Consider the following 23,126-nt stretch of genomic DNA (forward strand, 5'->3'; position numbering starts at 1 on the left):
GTTTTACCTAGTAGGTTAAGCGCATGCCTAACCCTTGTTGGACTACTTGATTTGCTGGTTTTTTCATTTAGCTCAGACATTTAAGTGCTCTTAAGAATTCCTTAAGAAAGAGGTGAGATTATCCTGACATGTGCCGTGGGTATGTAAAACATGCTCACTATTGACAGCATCTAAAATTACAAGAAAGAACAAAACATCATGAAAAAGCTAACTGTCGCCTTCAAGCTGGGCCTGGGGTTCGGGCTAGTCATCCTCCTCCTGACTATCATCGTATTCAGTGCCATTTACAACATGGCAGGCATGAACGTCACGACTTCCAAAATTACCAATCAGTTTTATGCCAACGTTGCACTGGCTAATGAGGCCGACAAGAACGCTCGAGACAATGCAAAGTACGTGCGGCAGCTGTTTCTTGCGAGCAGCGATGATGAGATCGGGCAGATCAAGCAGCTTATCCAGGCCAATCGGGACGAGAATGCGATGAGCTTGGATAAAATGGACAAGCAGGTGAAATCAGAAAAGGGACGCGAACAACTGGCGGTTATCCAGCAAACCCGCGTAGCGTTAGCTCCCAAGTACGACCAGCTGTATGCACTGCTTGGGACCGATGAAAAAGCTGCGTTGAGTTTCATGAAGACCGAGTTCGTGCCGGCCAACGAAGCCTTCCAGCAGTCTCTCGTCAAGATGGCTGACATGCAGGATGACATGATGGCGAACGGTGCCGTAGAGGCCGCTGCCAATTATGAGAAAACGCGCAATGTCATGATTGCGCTTGGGCTCGCTGCAGTACTTGCCGGGATGGTCGCCGCAGTTGTCATCACCCGAGGCCTAGTGCGTCAGTTGGGTGGCGAGCCGGCTTATGCCGCAGAAGTCGTGACCCGCATCGCCAACGGCGATCTGACGGTTGCTGTCCTAACACGTACCGGCGACGACAGCAGCATGCTGTCCGCCATCAAGCGCATGGTGGAGCAACTGTCTTCCATCGTGACCGAAATCCGTGCTTCCGCGATGAATCTCTCCAGCGCGTCGGAAGAGGTTTCCGCAACGGCGCAATCGATGTCGCAAGCGACAAACGAACAGGCATCTTCTGTCGAGGAAACTTCAGCGTCGGTAGAGCAAATGTCGGCCAGCATTACCCAGAATTCGGAGAACGCCAAGGTAACTGAGGATATTGCTTCCAAGGCGGCCAAGGATGCCAACGAGGGCGGCGAGGCTGTGGAGCAGACAGTGGCTGCCATGAAACAAATCGCAGACAAGATCGGCATCATCGACGACATCGCCTATCAGACCAATCTGCTAGCCTTGAATGCTGCGATTGAAGCTGCTCGGGCCGGAGAACACGGCAAAGGTTTTGCTGTGGTGGCAGCCGAAGTCCGTAAGCTGGCCGAGCGTAGCCAAGTCGCGGCGCAGGAAATCGGTGAAGTTGCCAGAGATAGCGTTGATCTCGCCGAAAAGGCCGGTAGTCTGCTTACCGACATCGTCCCTGCCATCAACAAGACCAGCGATTTGGTGCAGGAAATCACGGCAGCAAGCGAAGAGCAATCATCCGGCGCCGGGCAGATCAATACGGCCATGAATCAGCTGAGCCAGATTACCCAGCAAAATGCCAGCAGCAGCGAGGAGTTGGCTTCTACTGCAGAGGAAATGAGCGCCAGTGCGGAACAATTGCAACAATTGGTCGGATTCTTCAATGTGGGAGAGTTGAATGCGCCCAATTATCGCCCTGCTATTCCGGCAGCTATCTCGCAATCTCGACCAGCACAGCGCCTACCTGTTTCGCAAGGGCGCCCGCCCACTGAGGATGAGTTTGTTCGGTTTTAATGCAATAGGTGATTGTGCTGCTAATGCTAAATATCGGTTTGCTGGTGCATCCAAGCACCCAAATGCAAGGAGGTGAACAATGATTTTGGCCTTGATGCATGCTTGCAGTAACGCCTTGAGGCCGCGCGAGGCGGAGCCTGCCGCAAGTGTTCCCTGTCTTGCATTCCGCGTCTCCGGTCATGCGTTCGCCGTGCGTATGACCCGATTAAAGGAGATCGTGCGCTGCGGCATCATCGCCGTGCCGCGCGACAAGCCTGGCTGTGTACGCGGCTTCTACCGGCACAACCAGCATTTGTTTCCTGTCATTGATCTGGCTCGGCGCTATAGCGGCCATGACACGGATATCCATGATCGTTCATGCCTTCTCATCGTAACATTGGACGAGGCTAAGGATGCCCTGCAAGTAGGGATTCTGGCAGAAGAAGTCGGTGGTTTGCACGAGTTTGACGCCGATGACATCAAGCCCTTGCCGGATGAGGCACGCCGATTGATGAATGTCGATGTGTTGGATGGCTTGGTCAAGGCGAGCCGCGAATACCTCATGATCCTTGCGGCGGAACGATTGCTGTCACGCGATGAACAGCACGAATTGCGGGCTTATCTGGACGAGCTATCCAGCTCCTGACCAGGAATTGATGTTTAACTGATCCGGCAGTTCGGCGACAGAATCCAGGACAAGGTCTGGCTTGATGCCGGAGGCTGCTGCATAAGACTCGCGGTACTTGCCCGTCTTTACCAGTATTCCGGCCAATCCTGCCTGTTGCGCGCCACCCACATCGACATCGATATCGTCGCCTATCATGGCGACTTGTCCAGCAGGTAACCCCATGTCTTGTAAAGCCATGCGGTAGAAGGTTTCAGCAGGTTTTCCGATCAGGGTGGCAGTAGTGCCGCTGGCGTATTCCAGACCATGCACAAAGCCGCCGATGTCCATCTGCAAGCCTTGCTCTGTCTGCCAGAAGCGATTTTTGTGTATGGCGATGAGCTGAGCACCAGCCTGCAAGCGGGAAAATACCTGGTTCATTAGCGCATAAGTCCAGGTGCTGCCGATGTCGCCGACGATGATGTATTCGGCATCGTTGTCGGATTGCCGGAATTCGCTGAAATCGCGTTTTACGTCCTCGGCCAGCAGCAGACGGCAAACCGGGTTGCCCAGGCTGCGGAGATACAGCACGGCGGCTTGGGGGGCGCTGACGATCTCATTTGCAGGAATGTTGAACCCGAGTTTCTCTATTTTTTGCTGGAGGGTGGCCAGCGACAAGGTGCTGGTGTTGGTGACGAACCGGCAGGGCAGGCCCATTGCACGAATCCTGGCGATTGCTTCGATGGCTCCGGGAATGGGCGCGGATCCGACATATAGCACGCCGTCCAAATCGAACAACAGTCCTCGGATGTTCTGAATCAACGTCATGACCGCCTCCCTGATTCAGTATGGGGTTTGACCTGTTGCCAGCGCAGGAGTTCTTGACCTTGCGTTGGTGTTTATTCGCGCCGAGATAAAGCGGATAATCAATCCTATTCGGCTAACTTAAACCGAAATCGGTATGGAGTCATCATGGACGTATCCGGCATCGCCAACCTCGCCACCCAAATGAGCGCGGCCCAGACAAACGCAGAAGTCAGCATCGCGGTGCTGAAGAAGGCTATCAATATCGAGGCACAAGGTGCGTTGGCCTTGCTCGATGCGGTTCCCCTGCCGCAAAACCTTCCCGCCCACCTGGGTCAGAACGTCAATACCACGGCCTGATGCGTCGGGCGCTCCTTACTTTGCTGTTTCTCGCGGTCTCCCTAACGGCGACCGCGGCCGAATGGAACGAGATGGACGATTTGCCTTCCAGCTACGGCGTGCGTGTCTATCTCGACAATGCGTCCTACGAGGCCGAGCGAGCCATCCGTCGTGCCTGGGTGAGGATGGATTATGCCAAGCCGCGCGAAAAAGAAGGCTATCTGCTGACACGTTACGTCAGCCATCGCATCGTCAATTGCGACACCCGCCGCTACTACATCACCCAGAGCATGGGCTACATCGCGGATCGGCCCGATCCCGTTTACTTCAATCATCCCAACGATCAGGAATGGAAACTGGCAGTGCCGGATGGCGAATCCGATATTGCCATGGCTATCATCTGTACCGAACCGCGCAACGACTTTGGCAACGAAGAAGACTAAGTTCAGATTGCAAAACCTACCGGATTACAACCGGCTTTCTAGTTCTTCCCAGCGCAGCAGACTGGCTTCCAGTTCCTCATCCAATTTGGCTAGGCGCGTTTGCAGGCGTTTTACTTCCTGCGGCTGGTCGCGGTAAAGCGCTGCGTCGGTTAGGCGTTCGTTGATTTCTTTTTGCTCGTTTTCCAGTTGCTCGATGCGCTCGGGCAAGACCTCCAGTTCGCGGGTTTCCTTGTAGCTGAGCCGAGTCTTGGCGGGTTGAGCGGTAGCCGGTTTGGGGGCTGCCGGCGACGCGGCTTTAGGCTTGGCTTGCATAGCTGCGGCGTCGCGCGCGGCCTGGAAGCGCCGCCAATCGTCATAACCGCCGCCGAATTCCGTCAGCACGCCATTGCCTTCGAAGGCAATCACCTGCGTGACGGTATTTTCGAGAAATGCACGGTCGTGGCTGACCAGGAACAGCGTGCCTTCGAACGACTGCAGCAGTTCTTCCAATAATTCCAGCGTGTCGATGTCGAGGTCGTTGGTCGGCTCGTCGAGGACCAGCACATTCGCCGGCTGGCTGAACAGCCGCGCTAGCAGCAGCCGGTTGCGTTCTCCGCCGGAGAGCGATTTGACAGGCGCTCGGGCGCGCTGCGAGGGGAACAAGAAGTCTTCCAGGTAGCTGATGACGTGCTTGCGCTCGTTGCCGATTTGCACGTAATCGGCGCCGGGGCTGATCGTATCGGCCAGCGTAGCTTCTTCGTTCAACTGCGCGCGCATTTGGTCGAAGTAGGCGACGTTGAGCTTGGTGCCGAGCTGCACGGTGCCTGAATCCGGCTGCAGCTCGCCCAGGATGAGCTTGAGCAGGGTCGATTTGCCTACGCCATTGGGACCGAGTAAACCGATGCGGTCGCCGCGCATGATACGGGTGGAAAAATCGCGGATCAGGGTTTTACCGCCAAACGACTTGGCGACATGGGTGAGCTCGGCCACCAGCTTACCCGAGCGTTCGCCCGCATCAAGCGTTAGTGCTACCTGGCCGATGCGATCGTGACGGGCAGCACGTTCCAGCCGCAGGGATTCCAGTCGCCGAACGCGGCCCTCATTGCGGGTGCGGCGCGCTTCCACCCCCTTGCGAATCCAGACTTCCTCCTGTGCCAGGAATTTATCGAACTTGGCGTTCTGCTGCGCTTCGGTTTGCAGCTCTTCCTGCTTGCGTTGCTGATAGGCGGCGTAGGAGCCGGGGTAGTCGCGCAGGATGCCGCGATCCAGTTCGACGATGCGTGTTGCCAGCCGGTCGAGAAAGCGCCGGTCGTGGGTGATGAACAGCACCGCGCCGTTAAAGCCCAGCAACAGGTCTTCCAGCCACTCGATCGCTTCCATGTCGAGATGGTTGGTGGGTTCGTCCAGCAGCAGCACGTCGGGTTCAGCCACCAGCGCTTGGGCCAGTGCCACCCGCTTGCGCCAACCGCCGGAAAGGCTGGCGATTTTGTCGTCCGCCGGCAGGCCCAGCTTACTTACCACCGTATCAATGCGCGACTGTACCTGCCAGCCATTTTGCGCTTCCAGATCATGTTGCAAGTGTTGCATGCGTTCGAGCAAGGCTTCGGTATCGGCTCCAGCATGCGATAGCTCGACCGAAACGGCGTGATAGTCGAGCAGCAACTGGCGCAGGTTGCCCAGGCCTTCGGCCACGGCTTCCATCACCGTATGGGTTTCATCCAGCGGCGGTTCTTGCGGCACGTAGGCCAGATTGATCCCCGGCGCGCGCCATACGCTGCCATCGTCCAACTGGGCAGTGCCGGCAATGGCCTTGAGCATGCTCGATTTCCCCGCGCCGTTGCGGCCGATGAGGCCGACGCGTTCGCCGGGGTCGAGTTGGAATTGAACGTGGTCGAGGAGCGGCGTGAGGCCGTAAGCCAGGCTGGCCTGGTCGAGAGTAATAAGAGGCATGCCGCTATTTTACAGGGAAGCGGCCAGCCTACCTATGTGTCAGAACCCGAATGTGGACCAGAAGAAAAACACGTTGCCGTGACCTTTGCCGCCCGGCACGAAGGCCGTGTTGAGAGAAACGTCGCGGTAGCCGACCGAGGCGATGGGCAGCACACCGGGGATTGGCGTGTAGTGGCCGATATCTTCACGCGCCGTCACCAGCACCGAATAACCGACACCCGCATGTAGCGCTTGCGGTTGCCCTGCAATCCATTGATAGCCATAGCCTACCATCGGTTCAACATTGGAATGCGAATCGAGGAAGGCCATGGCGTAGAGACCTTCCCAATTGCCGGACGCGTTGTAGCGGCTGCGTCCGTAACCCAGGCCCCAGTTGTCTTCGCGAAAAGAGTCGATCTTCTCCGAGGTATAGGCGGAGCGCAGGTGGTAGGTGTGGAACGGGATGTAGAGATCGTTACCGCCTTGCTCCCAAGTGTCGGTGACATGTTGGCAGGTGCGGTCGAGCAGGCTGTCGGTGTTGTCGCAAACGGCCCAGGCCGAGGAGGTGCTGCACAAGGCGAGGGCGATGCAGATTGCTGTTGGACGTAGTCTAGTCATTGAATTGCTCCGGAGCTTTTCGCTGTTGTTAGCCGGGTTGATTACAACGGTAAGACTCGCCCAACTAATGTTGAGTTCATGACTTAGAGGTAAAGTTCTGCAAAGACGGGCTATTTTCCGAGCATGGCCTTCATCTGGGCGATGCGGTTAGCCACTTGAGCTTTGCGTTCGGCAGGGTCGGCTTCCACCGTGGCTTTACCCGAATGGCGAATGTCGTCCGGCGGCATTTCTTCGAGGAAACGGCTGGGCTCGCACGACTCCCAATCGCCGGCACGTTTGCGTTTTTTGCAGTAGGTGATGGTGAGCGATTTCTGGGCGCGGGTGATGCCGACGTACATCAGGCGGCGTTCTTCCTCCACCTTCTGTTCGTCCATGGATTCGCGGTGAGGCAGCACACCTTCTTCCACGCCGATGAGGAATACGTGGCCGTATTCCAGCCCCTTGGAGGCGTGCAGGGTAGAGAGCTTGACGGCGTCGGGCTCGGCTTCTTCGCGGCCTTCCAGCATGCTCATGAGCGCCACGGTTTGCGTGAGCTGGAGCAGGTCCTTCTCGTCTTCCTCGCCTTTTTTCGCCAGCCACCCGGTGAAATCCAGCACGTTCTTCCACTTGGTTTCGGCTGCGCGCGGCTCCTCGCTATCGTAGAGGAAGGCTTCGTAGCCGATGGCGCCAAGCAAATCGGTCAACACCTGGCCGGCCGGGTCTTTCACGGCGCGCTGTTGCATACGCTGGATAAACTTGCAGAAGGTGAGTAAATCTTCCAGCTGCTTAGCGCCCACGGCGTGCTGGAATTCCGGCTCGAATACCGCGGCGAACAAGGAAATATGGTCCTTGGCGGCAAATTCGCCCAGGCGCTCCAGCGTGGTGTTGCCGATGCCTCGCTTGGGCGTAGTGGCGGCGCGGATGAATGCAGGATCGTCGTCCTCGTTGGCGATGAGGCGCAGGTAGGCGATGACGTCTTTGATCTCCGCGCGGTCGAAGAAGGAAGTACCGCCGCTGACGGTGTAGGGAATCTTCTGGTTGCGCAGCTGCTGCTCGATGACGCGCGATTGGTGGTTGCCGCGATACAAAATGGCGTAATCGGCAAACCGCGTGCGATGCTCGAACTTGTGCGCAAGCAGCTTCATGGTCACTAGTTCGGCTTCGTGCTCCTCGTCCTTGGCAGGGACAATCTGGATGGGATCGCCTACGCCCAGGTCGCTCCAGAGTTTCTTCTCGAACAGCTTGGGGTTGTTGGCAATGACGCTGTTGGCGGCACGCAGGATGCGCACCGTGGAGCGGTAATTCTGCTCCAGCTTGATCACCTTGAGACGCGGAAAATCCTGCGTCAGTTGGCGTAGATTTTCTACATCTGCCCCGCGCCAGGCATAGATGGCTTGATCATCGTCGCCCACCGCGGTGAATCGGCCCTCGATGCCGGTCAGCATCTTCACCAGGCGATACTGGCAGGCATTGGTATCCTGGTATTCGTCGATGAGCAGGTACTTTAGCTTGCGCTGCCAGCGCTCCAGCGCCTCCGGGTACTGCTCGAACAGCTCCACCGGCAGGCGGATGAGATCGTCGAAATCTACCGCCTGATAAGCTTTCAGCGTCTGCTGGTAAAGCTGGTAAATCTTGGCGGAAGCCACCTCCAGCTCGTCCTCCGCCGTGACTGCTGCCGTATCGGGCGTAACGAAGGCGTTTTTCCACTGCGAAATCTTCCATTGCGTGCGGCGCAGCAGTTGTTTATCGGTGGTGGCGAGAATGTCCGACAACGTTTTCATGCTGTCGGAAGAATCGAGAATGGAAAACTGCGGTTTGTAGCCCAGCAGCTTCGCCTCGGTCCGCAGCATCTGCAAACCCAGCGAGTGGAAGGTGGTGACCGTGAGCCCCTTGGAAGGCTTACCCTCGAGCAAATGCCCAACCCGCTCCTGCATCTCCCGCGCCGCCTTGTTGGTGAAGGTAATCGCCGCGATGTTCTTGGGCGCATAGCCGCACTTGTCGATCAGGTGCACGATCTTGTGCGTAATCACCCGCGTCTTGCCGCTGCCGGCACCAGCCAGGACGAGTAATGGGCCGTCGATGTACTTCGCGGCTTCGCGTTGGGGATCGTTAAGTTTGGAAAGCATGAGGCGTCAGGGGAAACAAGCAGGCGTGATTTTAACGGAGGAAGGGGTGGGGCGTCACTGCGTTGTGGATCTGGGGCAATTCAGAGATTGTGATTAGGCAGACCAAGAGATGTGGCGCTAATTCACGATATTAAGAGAACTGTGCTGCGAAGATGGTTAAGCCTGATCTAAGGTGTTCTCGGCAGCTCCCGCCAATGCATCCCCACCAGTTTCTCCAGCGGCTGAAACTCGATTTTATAGGACATTTTGCGGGATTGTTCGATCCAGTAGCCGAGGTAGAGGTAAGGGCGATTTTGCTGGCGGCACCATTGGGTGAGCCAGAGGACGTTGTAGGTGCCGTAGCTGGCACCGGGGATGCTGCTGTCGTAGAAGGCATAGACGGCGGAAAGCCCATCGGGGAGGCGGTCGACGATGCTGACCATGCGCAACACGCCGTTTTCACGGAATTCGATCATGGCGGAATCGATGCCGCTTTGCATGAGGAAACTGCGGTATTGCTCGGCATTGTCGGTGTCCATGCCACCGCCGGCGTGGCGGGTTTTCTGATAAGCGGAATAAAGCTCGAAGTGTTCTTCGCTGAATTCCAGCGGACGCATCAGGGCAATCAGGTTTTCATGGTGCTTCCAGGCTCGGCGCTGGCTGCGGGTGGGGTGGAAGTCATTCACCCGCAGGCGGACCGGTACGCACGATTGGCAGTTTTCGCAGTGGGGGCGGTAGGTGTAAAGGCCGCTGCGGCGAAAGCCTTGCTTGACCAGTTCGCCGTAGGTCGCGGTGTCGATGAGTTGCGCCGGGGCAGCGACGAGCGAGCGGGCCTGCTGGTCTGGCAAGTAGCCGCAAGGATATTGCGTGGTGACGTAGAACTTGAGCCGTGCGAACGGCAAGTCATTGAGCAGCGTCATGAAGCTTCCATTTTCGGGTCGAATGCGGGTAGTTGATCAGCCGCCGCAGAATCTCCTCGAACTCGTGCCGGGGAATCTCCCGGCCACCCAGGCTTTCCAGGTGCGGCGTATGCATCTGGCAATCGATCATGCCGAAATCCTGTTTGTGCAGCCACCGCACCAAGTGCACAAAGGCGATCTTGGATGCATCCGTGGCCTTATGGAACATCGATTCACCGTAGAACATCTTGCCCACGGCAACGCCGTATAGGCCGCCGACCAGTTCGCCGTCCATCCAGGTTTCGACCGAATGGGCATAGCCCAGTTCGTGCAGCTTGCAATAGGCTTCGACAATCTCGGGTACGATCCAGGTTCCGTGCTGACCGTCGCGCGGGGCACTGCCGCAGGCCAACATCACCTCCCTGAAGGCCGAATCGGTGCGTACTTCGAAATCGCCTTTTTTCAAGCGCTTGGCGAGTGATTTGGAAACCTTGAGTTCTTCCGGGAACACCACCATACGCGGGTCTGGGCTCCACCACAGGATGGGCTGGCCGCGGCTGTACCAGGGGAAAATGCCGCGGCGGTAGGCTTCGAGCAAGCGTTGCGGCGAGAGATCGCCGCCCGCCGCTAATAACCCGTTCGGTTCGAGCATCGCGTTTTCCAGCGGTGGAAACGACGATTCCGGCTCCAGCCATGGAATGTAATTCCTGAACACTACGACATCCTTCCTCGTTTATAACCTGTCATTCACTTCCAGGCCGCTTGCTTCCAGCTCTTCTTCATAATGTACAAACGCCAGGCGGAGGCGATCCGCCCAGCCGTCACCAAGGCCGACGCCGACCTCGGCCAGTTTTTCCTCGATTTGCTCCGCGGTGCTTTGCAACAAGTCGTAGATCAAATAAAGCCGTTCGCCCTCGACTTCTACACGCCGGATGCCGGGCAGGGTGGTCAATGCCTCGGCCAGGGCAACCGCCTGTTGTCCTGTCAAAGGGGTGGCCAGCCGCAGGCTGCGTTTCTTCAGGACTTCACGCCCTTCCTGCCGCGGCGCCTTGATGCCGGGTTGTCCTATGTAGAGGTGCGGATGGTCTCTGAATCGTTCCAGGCACTGCCGCGAACAAAACGCATATGGAATTTCCAGGTATTGAATTGCATACTGATGCGGATCGACCTGCATGCCGCATACCGGATCTCGAACAAAGCCTGGTTTTTCCATCATGCCGATTCCCTCTCAAGGCCTGGCGATCAATCTCCCCCGATACATGCCCATCTGGCAGGTGAATTCGTGTTCGCCAGGCGTCAGTCCCGGAATTGCCACGGTTTTTGCCTGGTTCAATGGTAAATCCGCCGTTATGCCGAGGTCGTCGAACACGACCTTTTCCGCGCATGGCGTAGCGTCTTCACGTACGAATTTCAAATTCAATGCCTGGCCGGCTGCGACTTCGATGGCTGCCGGTTGGTACGTGCCGTCTTTCACCCGGATTTCGATGGCGTCCTGGCTGACGACGCGTGTCGCGCGAGGCTTGGATAGCCAGAACCACCAAACGACGAGACCGATAACGGCAATGCCTGCGAGGGTGACAATCAACGCGCTCATGGTTTGAACCACCTCAAACGCCCAGCGTTGCTTACCACCGTGACCGACGACATGGCCATTGCTGCGCCCGCAATCATCGGGTTGAGCAGCAGGCCGAACACGGGGTAGAGCACGCCCGCTGCGACAGGGATACCCAGGGAATTGTAGATAAAGGCGCCGAACAGGTTCTGTTTGATATTGCGCACAGTGGCACGCGAAATGGCAATAGCATTGGCCACACCGTTAAGCGAGCCGGACATCAAGGTAATGTCAGCCGATTCGATGGCAACATCGGTGCCGGTGCCGATGGCAAAGCCGACATCGGCGCGGGCCAGAGCGGGGGCATCGTTGATGCCGTCGCCTACCATGCCGACGATTTCGCCGTGACGCATCAGTTCTGCCACTTGCTTGTCCTTGTCCTGAGGCAATACTTCTGCCATGACCTCGCTAATGCCGACTTTTGCAGCAACCGCATGCGCCGTGGCAGCGTTATCGCCGGTGAGCATGACGACGCGGATACCGAGTTGGCGCAGGCGTTCGATGGCCTGCTGAGAATCCGCCTTGACCGGATCGGCCACGGCGATAATACCTGCCAGTTTGCCGTTTGCAGCCAAGTACATCGGTGTCGCCGCGCCTGCCGCCTGGCGTTCCGCTTCGCTCCGCAAGGGCTTACAGTCGATGCCGTGGTCTTCCATGAATTTCGAATTGCCTAGCCGCACATGCGCGCCCTCGACTTGCCCATGCACGCCATGCCCAGCAACGGCTTGGAATTGCGTGGCCGCAGGCCATGACAAACCGCTTTCCCTGGCCTTCGCCACGATGGCTTCAGCCAACGGGTGCTCCGATCCTGCTTCGAGGCTTGCCGCCCATTGCAACACCGTCCCCGCAGCCATGCCCGGCACAGGAACAATGGCCGTGACCGCAGGTTTGCCCTGAGTGACGGTGCCGGTTTTATCGAGCACTATGGTGGTCAGCCGTCCCGCTTGTTGCAGTGCGTCGCCGTTGCGGATCAGGATGCCGTGCTCGGCCGCCTTGCCTACCCCCACCATCACCGACATCGGTGTGGCGAGTCCCAATGCGCACGGGCAGGCAATCACCAGTACGGTGACTGCGGCGACCATGGCGTAGTTGAGATGCGGCTCCGGGCCGAAGTCGAACCATACGACAAAGGTGACGACTGCGATGATGAGCACGGCAGGCACGAAATACGCTGCGATAACGTCTGCCAGCCGTCCGATGGCTGGTTTCGCACCTTGGGCCTGCTTCACCATCTCGACGATGCGGGAGAGCGCGGTGTCTTTGCCTACGCGGGTAGCGCGGAACAAAAAACTGCCGGATTTGTTAAGCGTACCGCCTGCTACTTCGTTACCTGCTGATTTTTCTAGCGGCATGGGTTCGCCCGTCAGCATGGATTCGTCCACACTGGAATGGCCTTCGGTCAACACGCCGTCCACGGGGATTTTCTCGCCGGGACGGACTCGTAGAATTTCGCCTACATGCACTTCGGCGAGCGGCACATCGATCTCCTGGCCGTTGCGGACAACGCGGGCGGTTTTTGGTTTGAGCCCGATGAGGCGTTTAACGGCCTCTGAAGTGCGGCCGCGGGCACGCATTTCAAGCGCTTGCCCGAGCACGACTAATCCGGTAACCACCGCGATGACGTCCCAAAAAGGCTCGGCTGTACCGGCTGGAAACCATTGCGGCGCGAGCGTGACGGTGACCGAGTAGCCCCAGGCTGCGCCCAGGCCGACGGAAATCAGGGTATCCATGGTGGCGTTGTGATTGCGCAGCGATTTCCATGCACCCTTGAAGAACTGGGGCCCGGAATACAGCATGACACATAGGGTCAGCACCGCTAGGACGGGGGAACCCCAACGCATGAGCGTATGCGGTATGGCACCGCCCAGCATTGCGGGAAAACCGAAGAGGAGAGCGGGTACGGCCACGGCGAGTGCAAACCAGGATTGATGCAGCAACTTGCGGTAATGCGCTTGTTCGGCCGCCTGTTGCTCGCCGTTGTCGGTTTCTTCCTCGACCTGGCGTGCTTGGTAACCTGCTTTGACGACCGCTTCTATGAGAGCGCCTTGGGAAACTTCGCCCCTAACTGTAGCGGTGCGATCGGCGAAATTGACATCGGCTTGCTGTACGCCGGGCAAGGCCCGCAACGCGGTTTCTACCGCGCCGACGCAACCGGCGCAACGCATGCCTTCGATCGAAAGGTGAATCGGGGGTAAGGATTGGCTCACAAATCCAGCATAGTACGGACTTAGCGGGGAATCAACATGTCGGTATAGGCTTCCGCCCAACGCGCATCCGGATTGAAAGTTTTCACCCAGGGGAGGAAGGCTTCTGCCGGCATAGGGCGCGCAATACCGTAGCCTTGTGCCAGTTCGCAGTTCATTGCCAAGAGCTTCATGCCGTGCTCGGCTGTCTCCACGCCTTCGGCAATGACGCGTCGGCCGAATTCCAGACTGAGGCTGATGACGCCGGCCACGATGGCCATGTCGTTGGGGTCGAGCAGCATGTCGCGGACGAAGGATTGGTCGATCTTAAGGATGTCCACCGGCAAGCGGCGCAAATAAGTGAGCGAGGAATAGCCCGCGCCGAAGTCGTCGAGGGCGAAAGTCACGCCAAGCGTGTGGCAGTGGTCGATCAGGTCGCTAATGACACCGATATCTTCGAGCGCCGCAGATTCGGTAATTTCCAGCTCCAGCAAACGCGGCGGGACTTGCGGAAACTCATCTAGCAGTTCCTTGAGGCGCTGGGCGAAATCGGGCTGCATCAGATGGTGCGCGGTAATGTTGACACTGACCTGGATGCCCAAGCCTTCTTCTTGCCAACGTGCGAGCTGTTTAAGTGCTTCGTGGATAACCCATTCGCCGAGTTCGATGGAGAGGTCGGTATCCTCGACGTACGGCAGGAATTCCGCCGGCGGCCGCAGGCCGTCTTCGGGGTGCAGCCAGCGGATCAAGGCTTCCGAGCCGATGACCTTGCCTGAACGCATGTTGACCTTGGGCTGGTAGTACAGCCTGAACTGCCCCTGATCGAGCGCATATTTGATGGCGGCCAGGGCTTCATGCTGGGCGCGGGCCTGGCGGTCGTGCTCGGGGTCGAACACGTGGTAGCGATTTTTTCCGCTGAGCTTGGCGGTGTACATGGCCTGGTCGGCATGACGCAGCAGGATATCGGGATTAGCATCGTCCGGCGGCGAAAGCGTGATCCCGGCACTAGCGGAGACATACACCGTCACCTCCTGGATCTGATAAGGCGCCGAAATGATGGCGAGTAGGCGTTCAAGCGTTTGCCCGGCTTCTTCTCGTGATTGCAGGCCACACAGCAGCAGGGCGAATTCGTCTCCTCCTAGTCTCGCTACGGTATCCCCGGCGCGCAAACTGGTACGCAGGCGCTGGGCAAGCTGGATCAATAGCTGATCCCCGGCTTCGTGCCCCAGGGTATCGTTGATGGGCTTGAATCCGTCGAGGTCGAAATAACTGACGGCCAGCAGGCCGCCGTTACGGTCGATATGGGCCAGTGCTTGTTGCAGGCGGTCGGAGAACAGGGCGCGGTTGGGTAGCTGGGTGAGGGCATCGTGGTAAGCCATGCGCTCCAGCTTTTGCTGCTGTTCCATGAGCGGTGTGATGTCGGAGAACACGCCGACGTAGCGACGCACCACGCCGCGTTCGTCGCGCACGGCAAAGATGTCGAGCCAGGCCGCAAACACTGTGCCGTGCTTGCCCGAAAGCCAGGTTTCGCCGCGCCACATGCCTTTGTCTTCGACTGCTTGCCATACTTCGCTGAAGCTTTCAGCATCATGTTCGGGTGCCAGCAAGGCTTGTACGTCTTGCCCCGAGGCTTCTTCCCGTGCATAGCCGGTGATCTTGATAAATGACGGATTGACTTCGATGACGCGGGCGTGCGGGTCCGCGATGAAAATGGCGTCGTGAGCATGTTCGAACACACTCGCGGAAAGGCTGAGGCGTTCGGCATTCTGGTGCAGCGTTTCGACCATGGAGCGCAGGTTTTGCCGCATCTTGAGCATGTTGGCCATCAAGGTGCCTTCATCCGCCTCGATGCCGTCTTCGGCCAGGTTACCTGCAGAAATGTTGCGCACCAGTTCGGTCGCGACCACGGGGTCGCCACCCAATGGTCGCAGCACAAAACGTCGCATCAGGAAAATCACCAGCGCGATGAGCACAAGCCCCAGGGCGAGGAAAATAAGCAATATGTTGGATGAGCGCGTCAGGCTGACGTTATGCGCTTCGCTGGTGGGGTAGGCCACCACGACTTCGAATCCCCATTCCGGGATTTGCTGTCGTGTCAGCGTCCAGTCCGGGTCTTGTTGCTTGATGATCTGTTCCGCGGTTTTTTCCAATACGTGTTTGGATAGGAACCGGATATGCCTGTTGGCATCCAGCACGGCGGCGAACCCTGATTGCAGTAGCTTGGTGCTCTCGACGGCCTCGCGCAAGGCCTGGATATCGACTTTGAAACCCACATACCAGATACCGATGACCTGGTGGTTGGCATCGAACATGGGTTCGTAGCCGGTGATGTACGGTGTACCCAGGATATCGACGACGCCGTAGAAAGGCGCGCCGTTGCGGATGGCCTGGATGGCCTTGCCTTGCGGGTCGAGCATAGTGCCGACAGCACGCTGCGTTTCACCGTTTTGCCTGACGTTGGTAGCCACGCGGACGAAGTCTTCCCCCGTCTTGACGAATAGCGTGGCGGTGCCGCCCATGATGGCGGTGACGTGATCGACGACAGCAAAATTGATGGTTTGCGGCTGGTTACCGAGATACAGGGCAGGTACCTTGCGTCCAAGAACGACGGCTTCGCCATTGATGCGCGGTGCGCCTTGCTGATCGATCCCGACTTCCTTGAGTAAACGCATGGACGCTTGTACTTGGTCCATCATCAGGTGTTCGCTGACGGTCAGAAGGCGCTTCAGGGACTCCGCCCGGCCTTGGGCAAAGAGGTCGACGTTGCGCATTTCTTGCGAGAACTCGCGCTGCGCCATGAACAGCGGCCCGAAGATGACCAGGATCACGATCGGGATCAGGAATCGCTGTAATGTGGATAGGAATTTCAAGCCGGTAGTCTTGGAATTTAGTTGTAGGGCTATGTGTACATAGTCTAGGGATTTGCTTCGTTAACGTCTAGATAAAAGGCAAAGAATGCCATGCGGATTAGGTAGGTCTCGTATTGATCGTGATTCATCAATCTCGAATACTCCGCCCAAATGCTTTATGGGTTTGTTTTTATTGATGTAATTGATTCGGTACAAGAGTACAATGCGCGCCATGCAAGAGCCCCTCTCTATTACTTCGTACCGCCCGTACTGGGCAAAACGCTTCGGAACCGCCCCTTTCCTCCCCATGAGTCGCGTCGAGATGGACGCGCTGGGTTGGGATTCGTGCGACGTTATTCTGGTTACCGGCGACGCTTATATCGATCATCCCAGCTTCGGCATGGCACTGGTTGGTCGGTTGTTGGAAGCACAGGGCTTCCGCGTCGGTATTATTGCTCAACCGGATTGGCAATCGGCTGATCCGTTCAAGGTATTGGGCAAGCCCAACCTGTATTTCGGTGTGACCGCGGGCAACATGGATTCCATGGTCAACCGCTACACGGCCGATCGTAAAATCCGCTCGGACGATGCGTATACGCCCAATGCCGAAGCCGGCAAGCGGCCGGATCGTGCTGTTCTCGTTTATTCGCAGCGTTGCCGCGAGGCGTATTCGGATGTGCCGGTGGTGATCGGTAGCATTGAAGCCAGCCTACGCCGTATTGCTCATTACGACTACTGGTCGGATAAAGTTCGCCGTTCCATCCTGGTGGATTCCAAGGCCGATTTGCTGATCTACGGCAACGCCGAGCGGGCCTTGGTCGATCTCACGCATCGTATCGCCAAGGGCGAGAATATTCGTGATATCACCGATTTGCGCGGCACGGCGTTCCTGCGCAAATCCATCCCTGAGGATTGGCTGGAAGTCGATTCGGCGATGATGGATCGTCCGGGGCGCGTCGATCCGCATCCTGATCCGTACGCCATGGTGATGGCGGAAGGTGCTGCCTGCGCCTCGGACGGTGTCGCCGACCAGCCTGCAAGTCAGCCTATCGTGATTCATCGCCCGGCCAAGGTGCCTCGCGAGCGCCAAGTGGTACGTTTGCCGGATTACGAGCAGGTCTCGGCCAACCCGGTGATGTATGCCCATGCTTCGCGCGTACTGCATCTGGAATCCAACCCGGGCAATGCCCGCGCCTTGGTGCAGCGCCACGGGGACCGTGAAGTGTGGCTTAATCCGCCGCCAATTCCGCTCACCACCAAGGAAATGGATCACGTCTACGGCCTGACCTACGCCCGTGCGCCTCATCCGGCCTACAAAGGCGCCAAGATTCCGGCCTGGGAGATGATTCGTTTTTCGGTCAACATCATGCGCGGTTGCTTTGGCGGCTGTACGTTCTGCTCGATTACCGAGCACGAAGGCCGCATTATCCAAAGCCGTTCGGAAGAATCCATCCTTCACGAGATCGAGGAAATCCGCGACAAGGTAGAAGGTTTTACCGGCATGATTTCCGACCTGGGTGGTCCTACGGCCAACATGTATCGATTGGCCTGCAAGAGCAAGGATATCGAGAAGAGTTGCCGCAAGCTCTCCTGCGTCTATCCGGATATTTGCGACAACCTCAATACCGATCACTCGGCTCTGGTCCAGCTGTACCGCAAGGCGCGGGCGATTCCCGGAGTGAAGAAAATCCTCATTGGTTCCGGCCTGCGCTACGATCTTGCGGTGAAATCGCCGGAATACGTCAAGGAACTGGTGCAGCACCATGTGGGCGGCTATCTCAAGATTGCGCCGGAGCATTCGGAAGAGAATGTTCTGTCGAAAATGATGAAGCCGGGCATGGGGGCATATCAGGCGTTCAAGGAGATGTTCGAGCGTTTCAGCAAGGAAGCGGGCAAGGAGCAATACCTGATCCCGTACTTCATCGCTTCGCATCCGGGTACGACGGATGAAGACATGATGAATCTGGCCATCTGGCTCAAGCAGAACAATTTCCGCTTGGATCAAGTGCAGACCTTTACCCCTACGCCCATGGCAATGGCGACAGCCATGTACCACTCCGGCAAGAATCCTCTCCGCAAGGTGACCAAGTCGAGCGAAGATGTGGCCGTGCCCAAGGCAGGCGGCAAGCGGCGCTTGCACAAGGCTTTCCTGCGCTATCACGATCCGGCTAACTGGCCGATGCTGCGGGAGGCATTGAAGGAGATGGGACGTGCCGATCTCATTGGCAATGGTAAAAAGCATCTTGTGCCGGCTTGGCAGCCGACGACCACGACGCCATCAGGCGGAGGTAAACACCGTGATCGTGCAAAAGAAGGTACGCCGCGAGTAAAAGGCTTCAAGAAGCCCAATCCGCGACACTACTAAATTAATAAAAAAGCCGGCGTGTAAGCCGGCTTTTTTATTCCTGGATCAGTTGTGCGAGCTGCTTCTGCAGGCCCTGGATGTCCCATAGTACCCAAAGGTCGGCGATTTTGCCGTCGCGAAAGGTAAACACGGCGGCACCGTTCCACTCGAGCTTGGCGTGAGTTGGGGCGTAGCCTAGAAAATCCCCGTAATGGATGCCAGAGTAATGAATGCGGGCGAAGGTTTTGTCGTCTTCTTGAATCATTTCGACGATATCGCAGCGATAGTTCTGGATGGATTCGCGCACGAGGTTGAGATAAGTGGCGAAGTCGGCATGGCCGTACTGCATTTTCCCCAGGGAGCCCCGGAAGGAGAAATCTTCGCAGAGCAACTCTGGAATGATGGTTTTGTCGTCGTTATTCCAAATGGCTTCGTAAAACTGCCGGACGATTTCTTTGTGCGGGCGCATGGGCATCTCCGTCCTGCAAAATTATTTTGGAATCCAGTGTAATTTTCTGCTTAGTAAACCGACAAAAGCAATAGGAAATACCAGGAGACTATCATGATTATTCGTCGTTCCGCCGATATTACCCCTTCGGAAATTACGCCAAAGGAAATCTATGCCGAGCGCCGCCGTTTTCTTCAGACGGCAGGACTTGGCTTAGCAGCTGCCGCAGGCCTGACTAGCGGGTTGATTCATCCTGCTGAGGCTGCCGTCGTGCAAGCGCAGACACGTCGCAAACTCACGCCGATCGTCAAAAGCGCTTATCGCGTCGATGAAAAACTCACGCCTTATGAGGACGTGACGACTTATAACAATTTTTATGAGTTCGGCACAGGAAAAAGCGATCCTTCCAGCAATGCGGGAACATTGCACAAGCAGCCTTGGACGGTAAGTATCGAAGGGGAGGTGAAGCGGCCCAAGAAAATCGGCCTCGAAGATTTGCTCAAGTTATCTCCGATGGAGGAGCGTATTTATCGTATGCGGTGTGTGGAAGGGTGGTCCATGGTCATTCCATGGGTCGGTATCCCGCTTGCCAAGCTGATCGACTGGGCAGAACCTACGGGTAATGCCAAATACGTTGAGTTCGTGTCGCTGGCGGATCCAGACCAGATGCCCGGGGTACGTGTGCCGGTATTGGATTGGCCGTATACCGAAGGATTACGGCTGGATGAGGCGCGACATCCTCTGTCGCTGCTTGCCGTCGGCCTATACGGCGAGGCCTTGCTGGACCAGAACGGTGCGCCACTTCGCCTTGTCGTGCCTTGGAAATATGGCTTTAAAGGAATCAAGTCCATCTTGACCATCCGTTTCACTGAAAAAATGCCAGTGAGCAGCTGGATGCGAGCTAATGCACATGAATATGGTTTTTATTCGAACGTGAACCCGGAAGTCGATCACCCGCGTTGGAGCCAAGCGACCGAACGCAGGATCGGGGAGGGCGGCTTGTTCAATCGTCGCCGCAAGACATTAATGTTCAACGGCTACGGCGATCAGGTCGGGCAGCTCTATACGGGCATGGATTTGAGGAAATATTTCTGATGGGACAATCCGCTGCATTAGGTCGAGGTGAGGGGCGTAAGGCAGAGTCGAAGCCGAAGCCAGGGATATGGGTCAAGGTATCCGCGCAGCAGATCAAGCGTATCAAGGCAACGGTATTTCTCCTGGCGCTGTTGCCGCTGGTGCGTTTGGTGGTGCTAGGTTTTATGGACAACCTGGGAGCTAATCCTGTTGAGTTCGTTATCCATTCCAACGGAACCTGGGCACTGACATTCCTGATGATCACCTTGGCGATCACGCCTTTGCGCAAGATCACAGGCCTGAACTGGCTGGTCGCGTTGCGTCGACTGCTAGGGCTCTATGCTTTTTTCTATGCAGTGCTGCATTTCTTGTCGTACGTTTGGCTCGACCAATGGTTCGATTGGGCGTCGATCACCAAGGACGTCGCCAAACATCGTTACGTGCTGGTCGGCTTTGCCGCTTTTCTCTGTTTGATTCCATTGGCCGCCACCTCGAACAACGCCATGATGCGCCGCCTGGGGGGCAATTGGCAGAAACTGCATCGCCTGGTTTACCCCATTGCCATTTTAGGGGTGACGCACTACTGGTGGCTGGTCAAAAAGGATTTGACTCAACCCATTGTCTACGCAATGGTTTTGGCCCTGCTATTGGCTTGCAGAGCGGTTTTCCGCAAAAAAGGTGTTGACAGGTAATAAGCTCATCTGGATAATTGCGGTCTCTCGAGGGGGCATTAGCTCAGTTGGTAGAGCAGCGGACTCTTAATCCGTTTGTCGTAGGTTCGACCCCTACATGCCCCACCAGAATTCAACGGCCTAGGTTACGACCTAGGCCGTTTTTGTTTTGACGATAGTATTGAGTTGCTCTCGACGCATCTCAAAGCTTGGCAGCAGTCTTGATGTATGTCACGAACTGGCGGTAATCCCGGTAAGGGCAGAACAATGAAGAATAACAATGATTACAAATCGCCTCTTAGTCTGGAGGCGACTCCCATCATTTCTACACGTGCTACGTTAGTACAGGCCGATATTGCGGAAGCTCTTACCCAACAAGGTTTGGCGCTGCATAAGAAGGGATGTTTACCCGAAGCCGTCGCTTGCTACACCCAGGCACTGACGTACTCCCCAAATTTTGCAGAGGCCTATAACAATCGCGGCGTTGCACTGAAAACTCTCATGCGCTTCGAAGAGGCGTTGCAGGACTACGACCGCGCCATCGCGATTCAACCGGATTATCTGGAAGCCTTGAATAATCGCGGTGTCGTGTTGAAATCGCTTAATCGATTCGAGGAAGCCGTTGCCAGTTATGATCAGGCGTTGGCGCTTTACCCTGCTTATGCGGAAGCGCATAGCAATCGGGGTATCGCCTTGCAGGAACTTAACAGACTGGAAGAGGCATGGGCGGCATATCAGCAATCCATCCAGTTAAATCCCGAATATGCCGAAGCTTACTGGAACAAGGCCTTGTTGCTGATTCTAGTGGGCCAGTATGAGTTGGGTTGGAGTTTGTTCGAGTGGCGTTGGCTGCGCAATGAAGCGAAAGCATCCGGGAAGTTTCGCGGTTTGCCATGGCTGGGACAGACTTCAATTGCGGGAAAAACATTGTTGATATACCCAGAGCAGGGGTTGGGCGACTACATACAATTTTGTCGCTATGTGCCCCAGGTGGAGGCGCTAGGTGCTCAGGTGATCCTCGAAGCCCCGGCGGCATTGGTGTCGGTACTGGCTACGCTCCCGAGTACTTTCAAGATTGTCGCCTCAGGCGAAGCGTTGCCACACTATGATGCGCTTTGCCCGGTAATGAGCCTTCCGCTTGCGTTCAAGACCACACTAGATACGATTCCCGCCAATATCCCGTATCTCTTTAGCGACTCAATCAAAACAGCAGAATGGCAAGCCCGTCTCGGCCAGCGCTGTCTTCTGCGCATCGGCCTTGTCTGGTCTGGTAACACCACGCACAAGAACGACCGGAACCGTAGTCTCCGCTTTTCCCAGTTGGCATCCGTGCTAGATTTCCCGTTTGAATTTCACTGTTTGCAAAAAGATATTCGGGAAGAAGACCTAGAGACTCTTCAGCAGCGTACGCAAATTCGTATTCATGCAGATGACATCCACGATTTTTCCGATACGGCCGCCTTGGTCGACGCCATGGATATCATCATCTCCGTGGATACTTCAGTAGCCCATCTCGCCGGCGCAATGGGCAAGCCTCTGTGGCTACTGTTGCCCTATATGCCAGACTATCGGTGGATGCTGGATCGAAGTGACAGTCCTTGGTATCCCAATGCACGCTTGTTCCGTCAGCCCGCGATAGGGGATTGGGAGGCTGTGATGCTCGAACTAAAAGCTGCGCTTGAAGCGCTATAAATAGAACGGCCCGGGGAAACTCGGGCCGTATTTTTCTGCAAACGCTAGAACGCCTCGACTGTTATTTCACATAGCAGCCAGGTCCGCTGGTGTCCTCCCCACTCTCGCCGCCTATGCCGTCAAATGTGCTTTCGAAAGGCGGGAAGCCAGGATCATCAGGAACCAGTTCCGGCGCGGTGTTTTCGTCCTTCACATACCCATACTGGCCGGAAGTGAAGTCCTTGTCGCCTCCCTGGTTGCGGGCATTGATAGTGCCGCTGATGACGTTGATATGCAGCCCGTTGATCAACTTCTCACAATCGTTCTGGCACATCAGCAGGCGGAAGTGCGTGCCTCGGATACCGATGGTCGCGACTGGCGTATTCAATCGGTAGGCATCGCGGTTGCCGCGCTTGCCTACTAGGCCTGTAATCGTCCGTAAGCCGCCCTTGATGAGGCTGAATACGAAATTGTCCTTGTCTGGCGAATTTTCCTCGAAACGGTAATCGTCTACCTTAAGGCGCGATTTCGGGCTGATGATCACTTCTCCACCGTCGGTGAATTTGATGCGAGCATAGCTATCCTTCTCTGTGGAGAGCACATCACCCACGTCTACTTCCGACTTCTGCGACAAAATCTTCGTCGTTCCGTCCGGTTTTTGCACGTACAAGGTGCCACTAAGATTGGTCACGATGGCGGCCGCGCCGTAGGCTTCCAGAGAAAGCCAGGCGGTGAACAGAACTGCGAGCAGGCGTAGTGTTTTCAACATGAACTT

20 protein-coding genes and 1 tRNA gene are annotated in these 23,126 nt (G+C 56.6%); 9 read left to right on the forward strand and 12 right to left on the reverse strand.

All coding sequences use genetic code 11. The features are described 5' to 3' along the window. Positions 1-198 precede the first annotated feature (198 nt). Both NMK_RS01355 and NMK_RS01360 read left to right on the forward strand, forming a co-directional pair. Positions 199-1,821, forward strand: coding sequence for a methyl-accepting chemotaxis protein (locus NMK_RS01355; RefSeq protein WP_109013975.1), 1,623 nt, complete (start codon positions 199-201; stop codon positions 1,819-1,821). 79 nt (positions 1,822-1,900) lie between these two features. Beyond that, positions 1,901-2,446 (forward strand): chemotaxis protein CheW, encoded by a 546-nt coding sequence (locus tag NMK_RS01360; RefSeq protein ID WP_109013976.1) that lies wholly within the window; start codon positions 1,901-1,903, stop codon positions 2,444-2,446. On the opposite strand, the gene NMK_RS01365 is transcribed toward NMK_RS01360, so the two are convergent. Further along, complete coding sequence (locus NMK_RS01365; protein WP_109013977.1) at positions 2,432-3,232, reverse strand: TIGR01458 family HAD-type hydrolase; 801 nt, start codon at positions 3,230-3,232, stop codon at positions 2,432-2,434. The two genes, NMK_RS01360 and NMK_RS01365, sit on opposite strands and share 15 nt — an antisense overlap. A gap of 144 nt (positions 3,233-3,376) precedes the next feature. Here NMK_RS01365 and NMK_RS01370 point away from each other — a divergent pair, with 144 nt between their 5' ends. Next, positions 3,377-3,568 carry a YjfB family protein gene (locus NMK_RS01370; RefSeq protein ID WP_109013978.1) on the forward strand — a complete coding sequence of 64 codons (192 nt, stop codon included), beginning with the start codon at positions 3,377-3,379 and terminating at the stop codon, positions 3,566-3,568. After that, positions 3,568-3,990: a surface-adhesin E family protein gene (locus NMK_RS01375; protein ID WP_146187113.1), complete on the forward strand. Its 423-nt coding sequence runs from the start codon at positions 3,568-3,570 to the stop codon at positions 3,988-3,990. The genes NMK_RS01370 and NMK_RS01375 overlap by 1 nt, the downstream gene beginning before the upstream one ends. 24 nt (positions 3,991-4,014) lie before the next feature. Here NMK_RS01375 and NMK_RS01380 read toward each other — a convergent pair whose 3' ends face one another. The 9 genes from NMK_RS01380 to NMK_RS01420 all read right to left on the reverse strand — a co-directional run bounded on the left by NMK_RS01380 (position 4,015) and on the right by NMK_RS01420 (position 16,164). Further along, a complete protein-coding gene (locus NMK_RS01380; protein ID WP_109013980.1) occupies positions 4,015-5,919 on the reverse strand; it encodes an ATP-binding cassette domain-containing protein in 1,905 nt (634 codons plus the stop codon). A gap of 39 nt (positions 5,920-5,958) precedes the next feature. Beyond that, complete coding sequence (pagP, locus tag NMK_RS01385; RefSeq protein WP_109013981.1) at positions 5,959-6,516, reverse strand: lipid IV(A) palmitoyltransferase PagP; 558 nt, start codon at positions 6,514-6,516, stop codon at positions 5,959-5,961. Between the two features lie 110 nt (positions 6,517-6,626). Further along, positions 6,627-8,621 (reverse strand): UvrD-helicase domain-containing protein, encoded by a 1,995-nt coding sequence (locus tag NMK_RS01390; RefSeq protein WP_109013982.1) that lies wholly within the window; start codon positions 8,619-8,621, stop codon positions 6,627-6,629. A 167-nt stretch (positions 8,622-8,788) separates the two neighbouring features. Further along, positions 8,789-9,520 (reverse strand): arginyltransferase, encoded by a 732-nt coding sequence (locus tag NMK_RS01395; protein WP_109013983.1) that lies wholly within the window; start codon positions 9,518-9,520, stop codon positions 8,789-8,791. Beyond that, complete coding sequence (gene aat / locus NMK_RS01400) at positions 9,504-10,151, reverse strand: leucyl/phenylalanyl-tRNA--protein transferase (RefSeq protein ID WP_227871341.1); 648 nt, start codon at positions 10,149-10,151, stop codon at positions 9,504-9,506. The genes NMK_RS01395 and aat overlap by 17 nt, the downstream gene beginning before the upstream one ends. Before the next feature lie 81 nt (positions 10,152-10,232). Beyond that, on the reverse strand, positions 10,233-10,715 hold the full coding sequence (locus NMK_RS01405) for a YHS domain-containing protein (RefSeq protein WP_227871303.1): 483 nt from the start codon (positions 10,713-10,715) through the stop codon (positions 10,233-10,235). Positions 10,716-10,727: 12 nt separating this feature from the next. After that, entirely contained in the window at positions 10,728-11,093 is a 366-nt protein-coding gene (locus NMK_RS01410) for a cupredoxin domain-containing protein (protein WP_109013984.1), read from the reverse strand. After that, complete coding sequence (locus NMK_RS01415) at positions 11,090-13,318, reverse strand: heavy metal translocating P-type ATPase (RefSeq protein WP_227871304.1); 2,229 nt, start codon at positions 13,316-13,318, stop codon at positions 11,090-11,092. The genes NMK_RS01410 and NMK_RS01415 overlap by 4 nt, the downstream gene beginning before the upstream one ends. A gap of 20 nt (positions 13,319-13,338) precedes the next feature. Continuing rightward, on the reverse strand, positions 13,339-16,164 hold the full coding sequence (locus tag NMK_RS01420; RefSeq protein ID WP_227871307.1) for a bifunctional diguanylate cyclase/phosphodiesterase: 2,826 nt from the start codon (positions 16,162-16,164) through the stop codon (positions 13,339-13,341). A gap of 202 nt (positions 16,165-16,366) precedes the next feature. On the opposite strand from NMK_RS01420, the gene NMK_RS01425 reads away from it, so the two are divergent. Next, positions 16,367-18,508, forward strand: a complete 2,142-nt coding sequence (locus NMK_RS01425; RefSeq protein WP_370848361.1) for a YgiQ family radical SAM protein — start codon at positions 16,367-16,369, stop codon at positions 18,506-18,508. Positions 18,509-18,542: 34 nt separating this feature from the next. Here the strand turns inward: NMK_RS01425 and NMK_RS01430 are convergent, their stop codons facing one another. Further along, entirely contained in the window at positions 18,543-18,956 is a 414-nt protein-coding gene (locus NMK_RS01430) for an ester cyclase (protein WP_181376135.1), read from the reverse strand. 93 nt (positions 18,957-19,049) lie between these two features. Between NMK_RS01430 and msrP the strand changes: the two genes are divergently transcribed. From msrP to NMK_RS01450, 4 genes are all read left to right on the forward strand, one after another. Further along, positions 19,050-20,030 (forward strand): protein-methionine-sulfoxide reductase catalytic subunit MsrP, encoded by a 981-nt coding sequence (gene msrP, locus NMK_RS01435; RefSeq protein WP_109013987.1) that lies wholly within the window; start codon positions 19,050-19,052, stop codon positions 20,028-20,030. After that, positions 20,030-20,701 carry a protein-methionine-sulfoxide reductase heme-binding subunit MsrQ gene (gene msrQ / locus NMK_RS01440; RefSeq protein WP_109013988.1) on the forward strand — a complete coding sequence of 224 codons (672 nt, stop codon included), beginning with the start codon at positions 20,030-20,032 and terminating at the stop codon, positions 20,699-20,701. The genes msrP and msrQ overlap by 1 nt, the downstream gene beginning before the upstream one ends. Positions 20,702-20,733: 32 nt before the next feature. Beyond that, positions 20,734-20,809: transfer RNA gene (locus tag NMK_RS01445), tRNA-Lys, on the forward strand. Between the two features lie 138 nt (positions 20,810-20,947). Next, positions 20,948-22,372 (forward strand): tetratricopeptide repeat-containing glycosyltransferase family protein, encoded by a 1,425-nt coding sequence (locus tag NMK_RS01450; protein ID WP_181376136.1) that lies wholly within the window; start codon positions 20,948-20,950, stop codon positions 22,370-22,372. Positions 22,373-22,433: 61 nt separating this feature from the next. Here NMK_RS01450 and NMK_RS01455 read toward each other — a convergent pair whose 3' ends face one another. Then, the gene (locus NMK_RS01455; RefSeq protein ID WP_109013990.1) at positions 22,434-23,120 is read right to left on the reverse strand and encodes a FecR family protein; all 687 of its coding nucleotides are present in this window, start codon (positions 23,118-23,120) and stop codon (positions 22,434-22,436) included. Positions 23,121-23,126 lie beyond the last annotated feature (6 nt).

Source organism: Novimethylophilus kurashikiensis, assembly GCF_003112435.1.
GTDB classification, from domain to species: domain Bacteria; phylum Pseudomonadota; class Gammaproteobacteria; order Burkholderiales; family Methylophilaceae; genus Novimethylophilus; species Novimethylophilus kurashikiensis.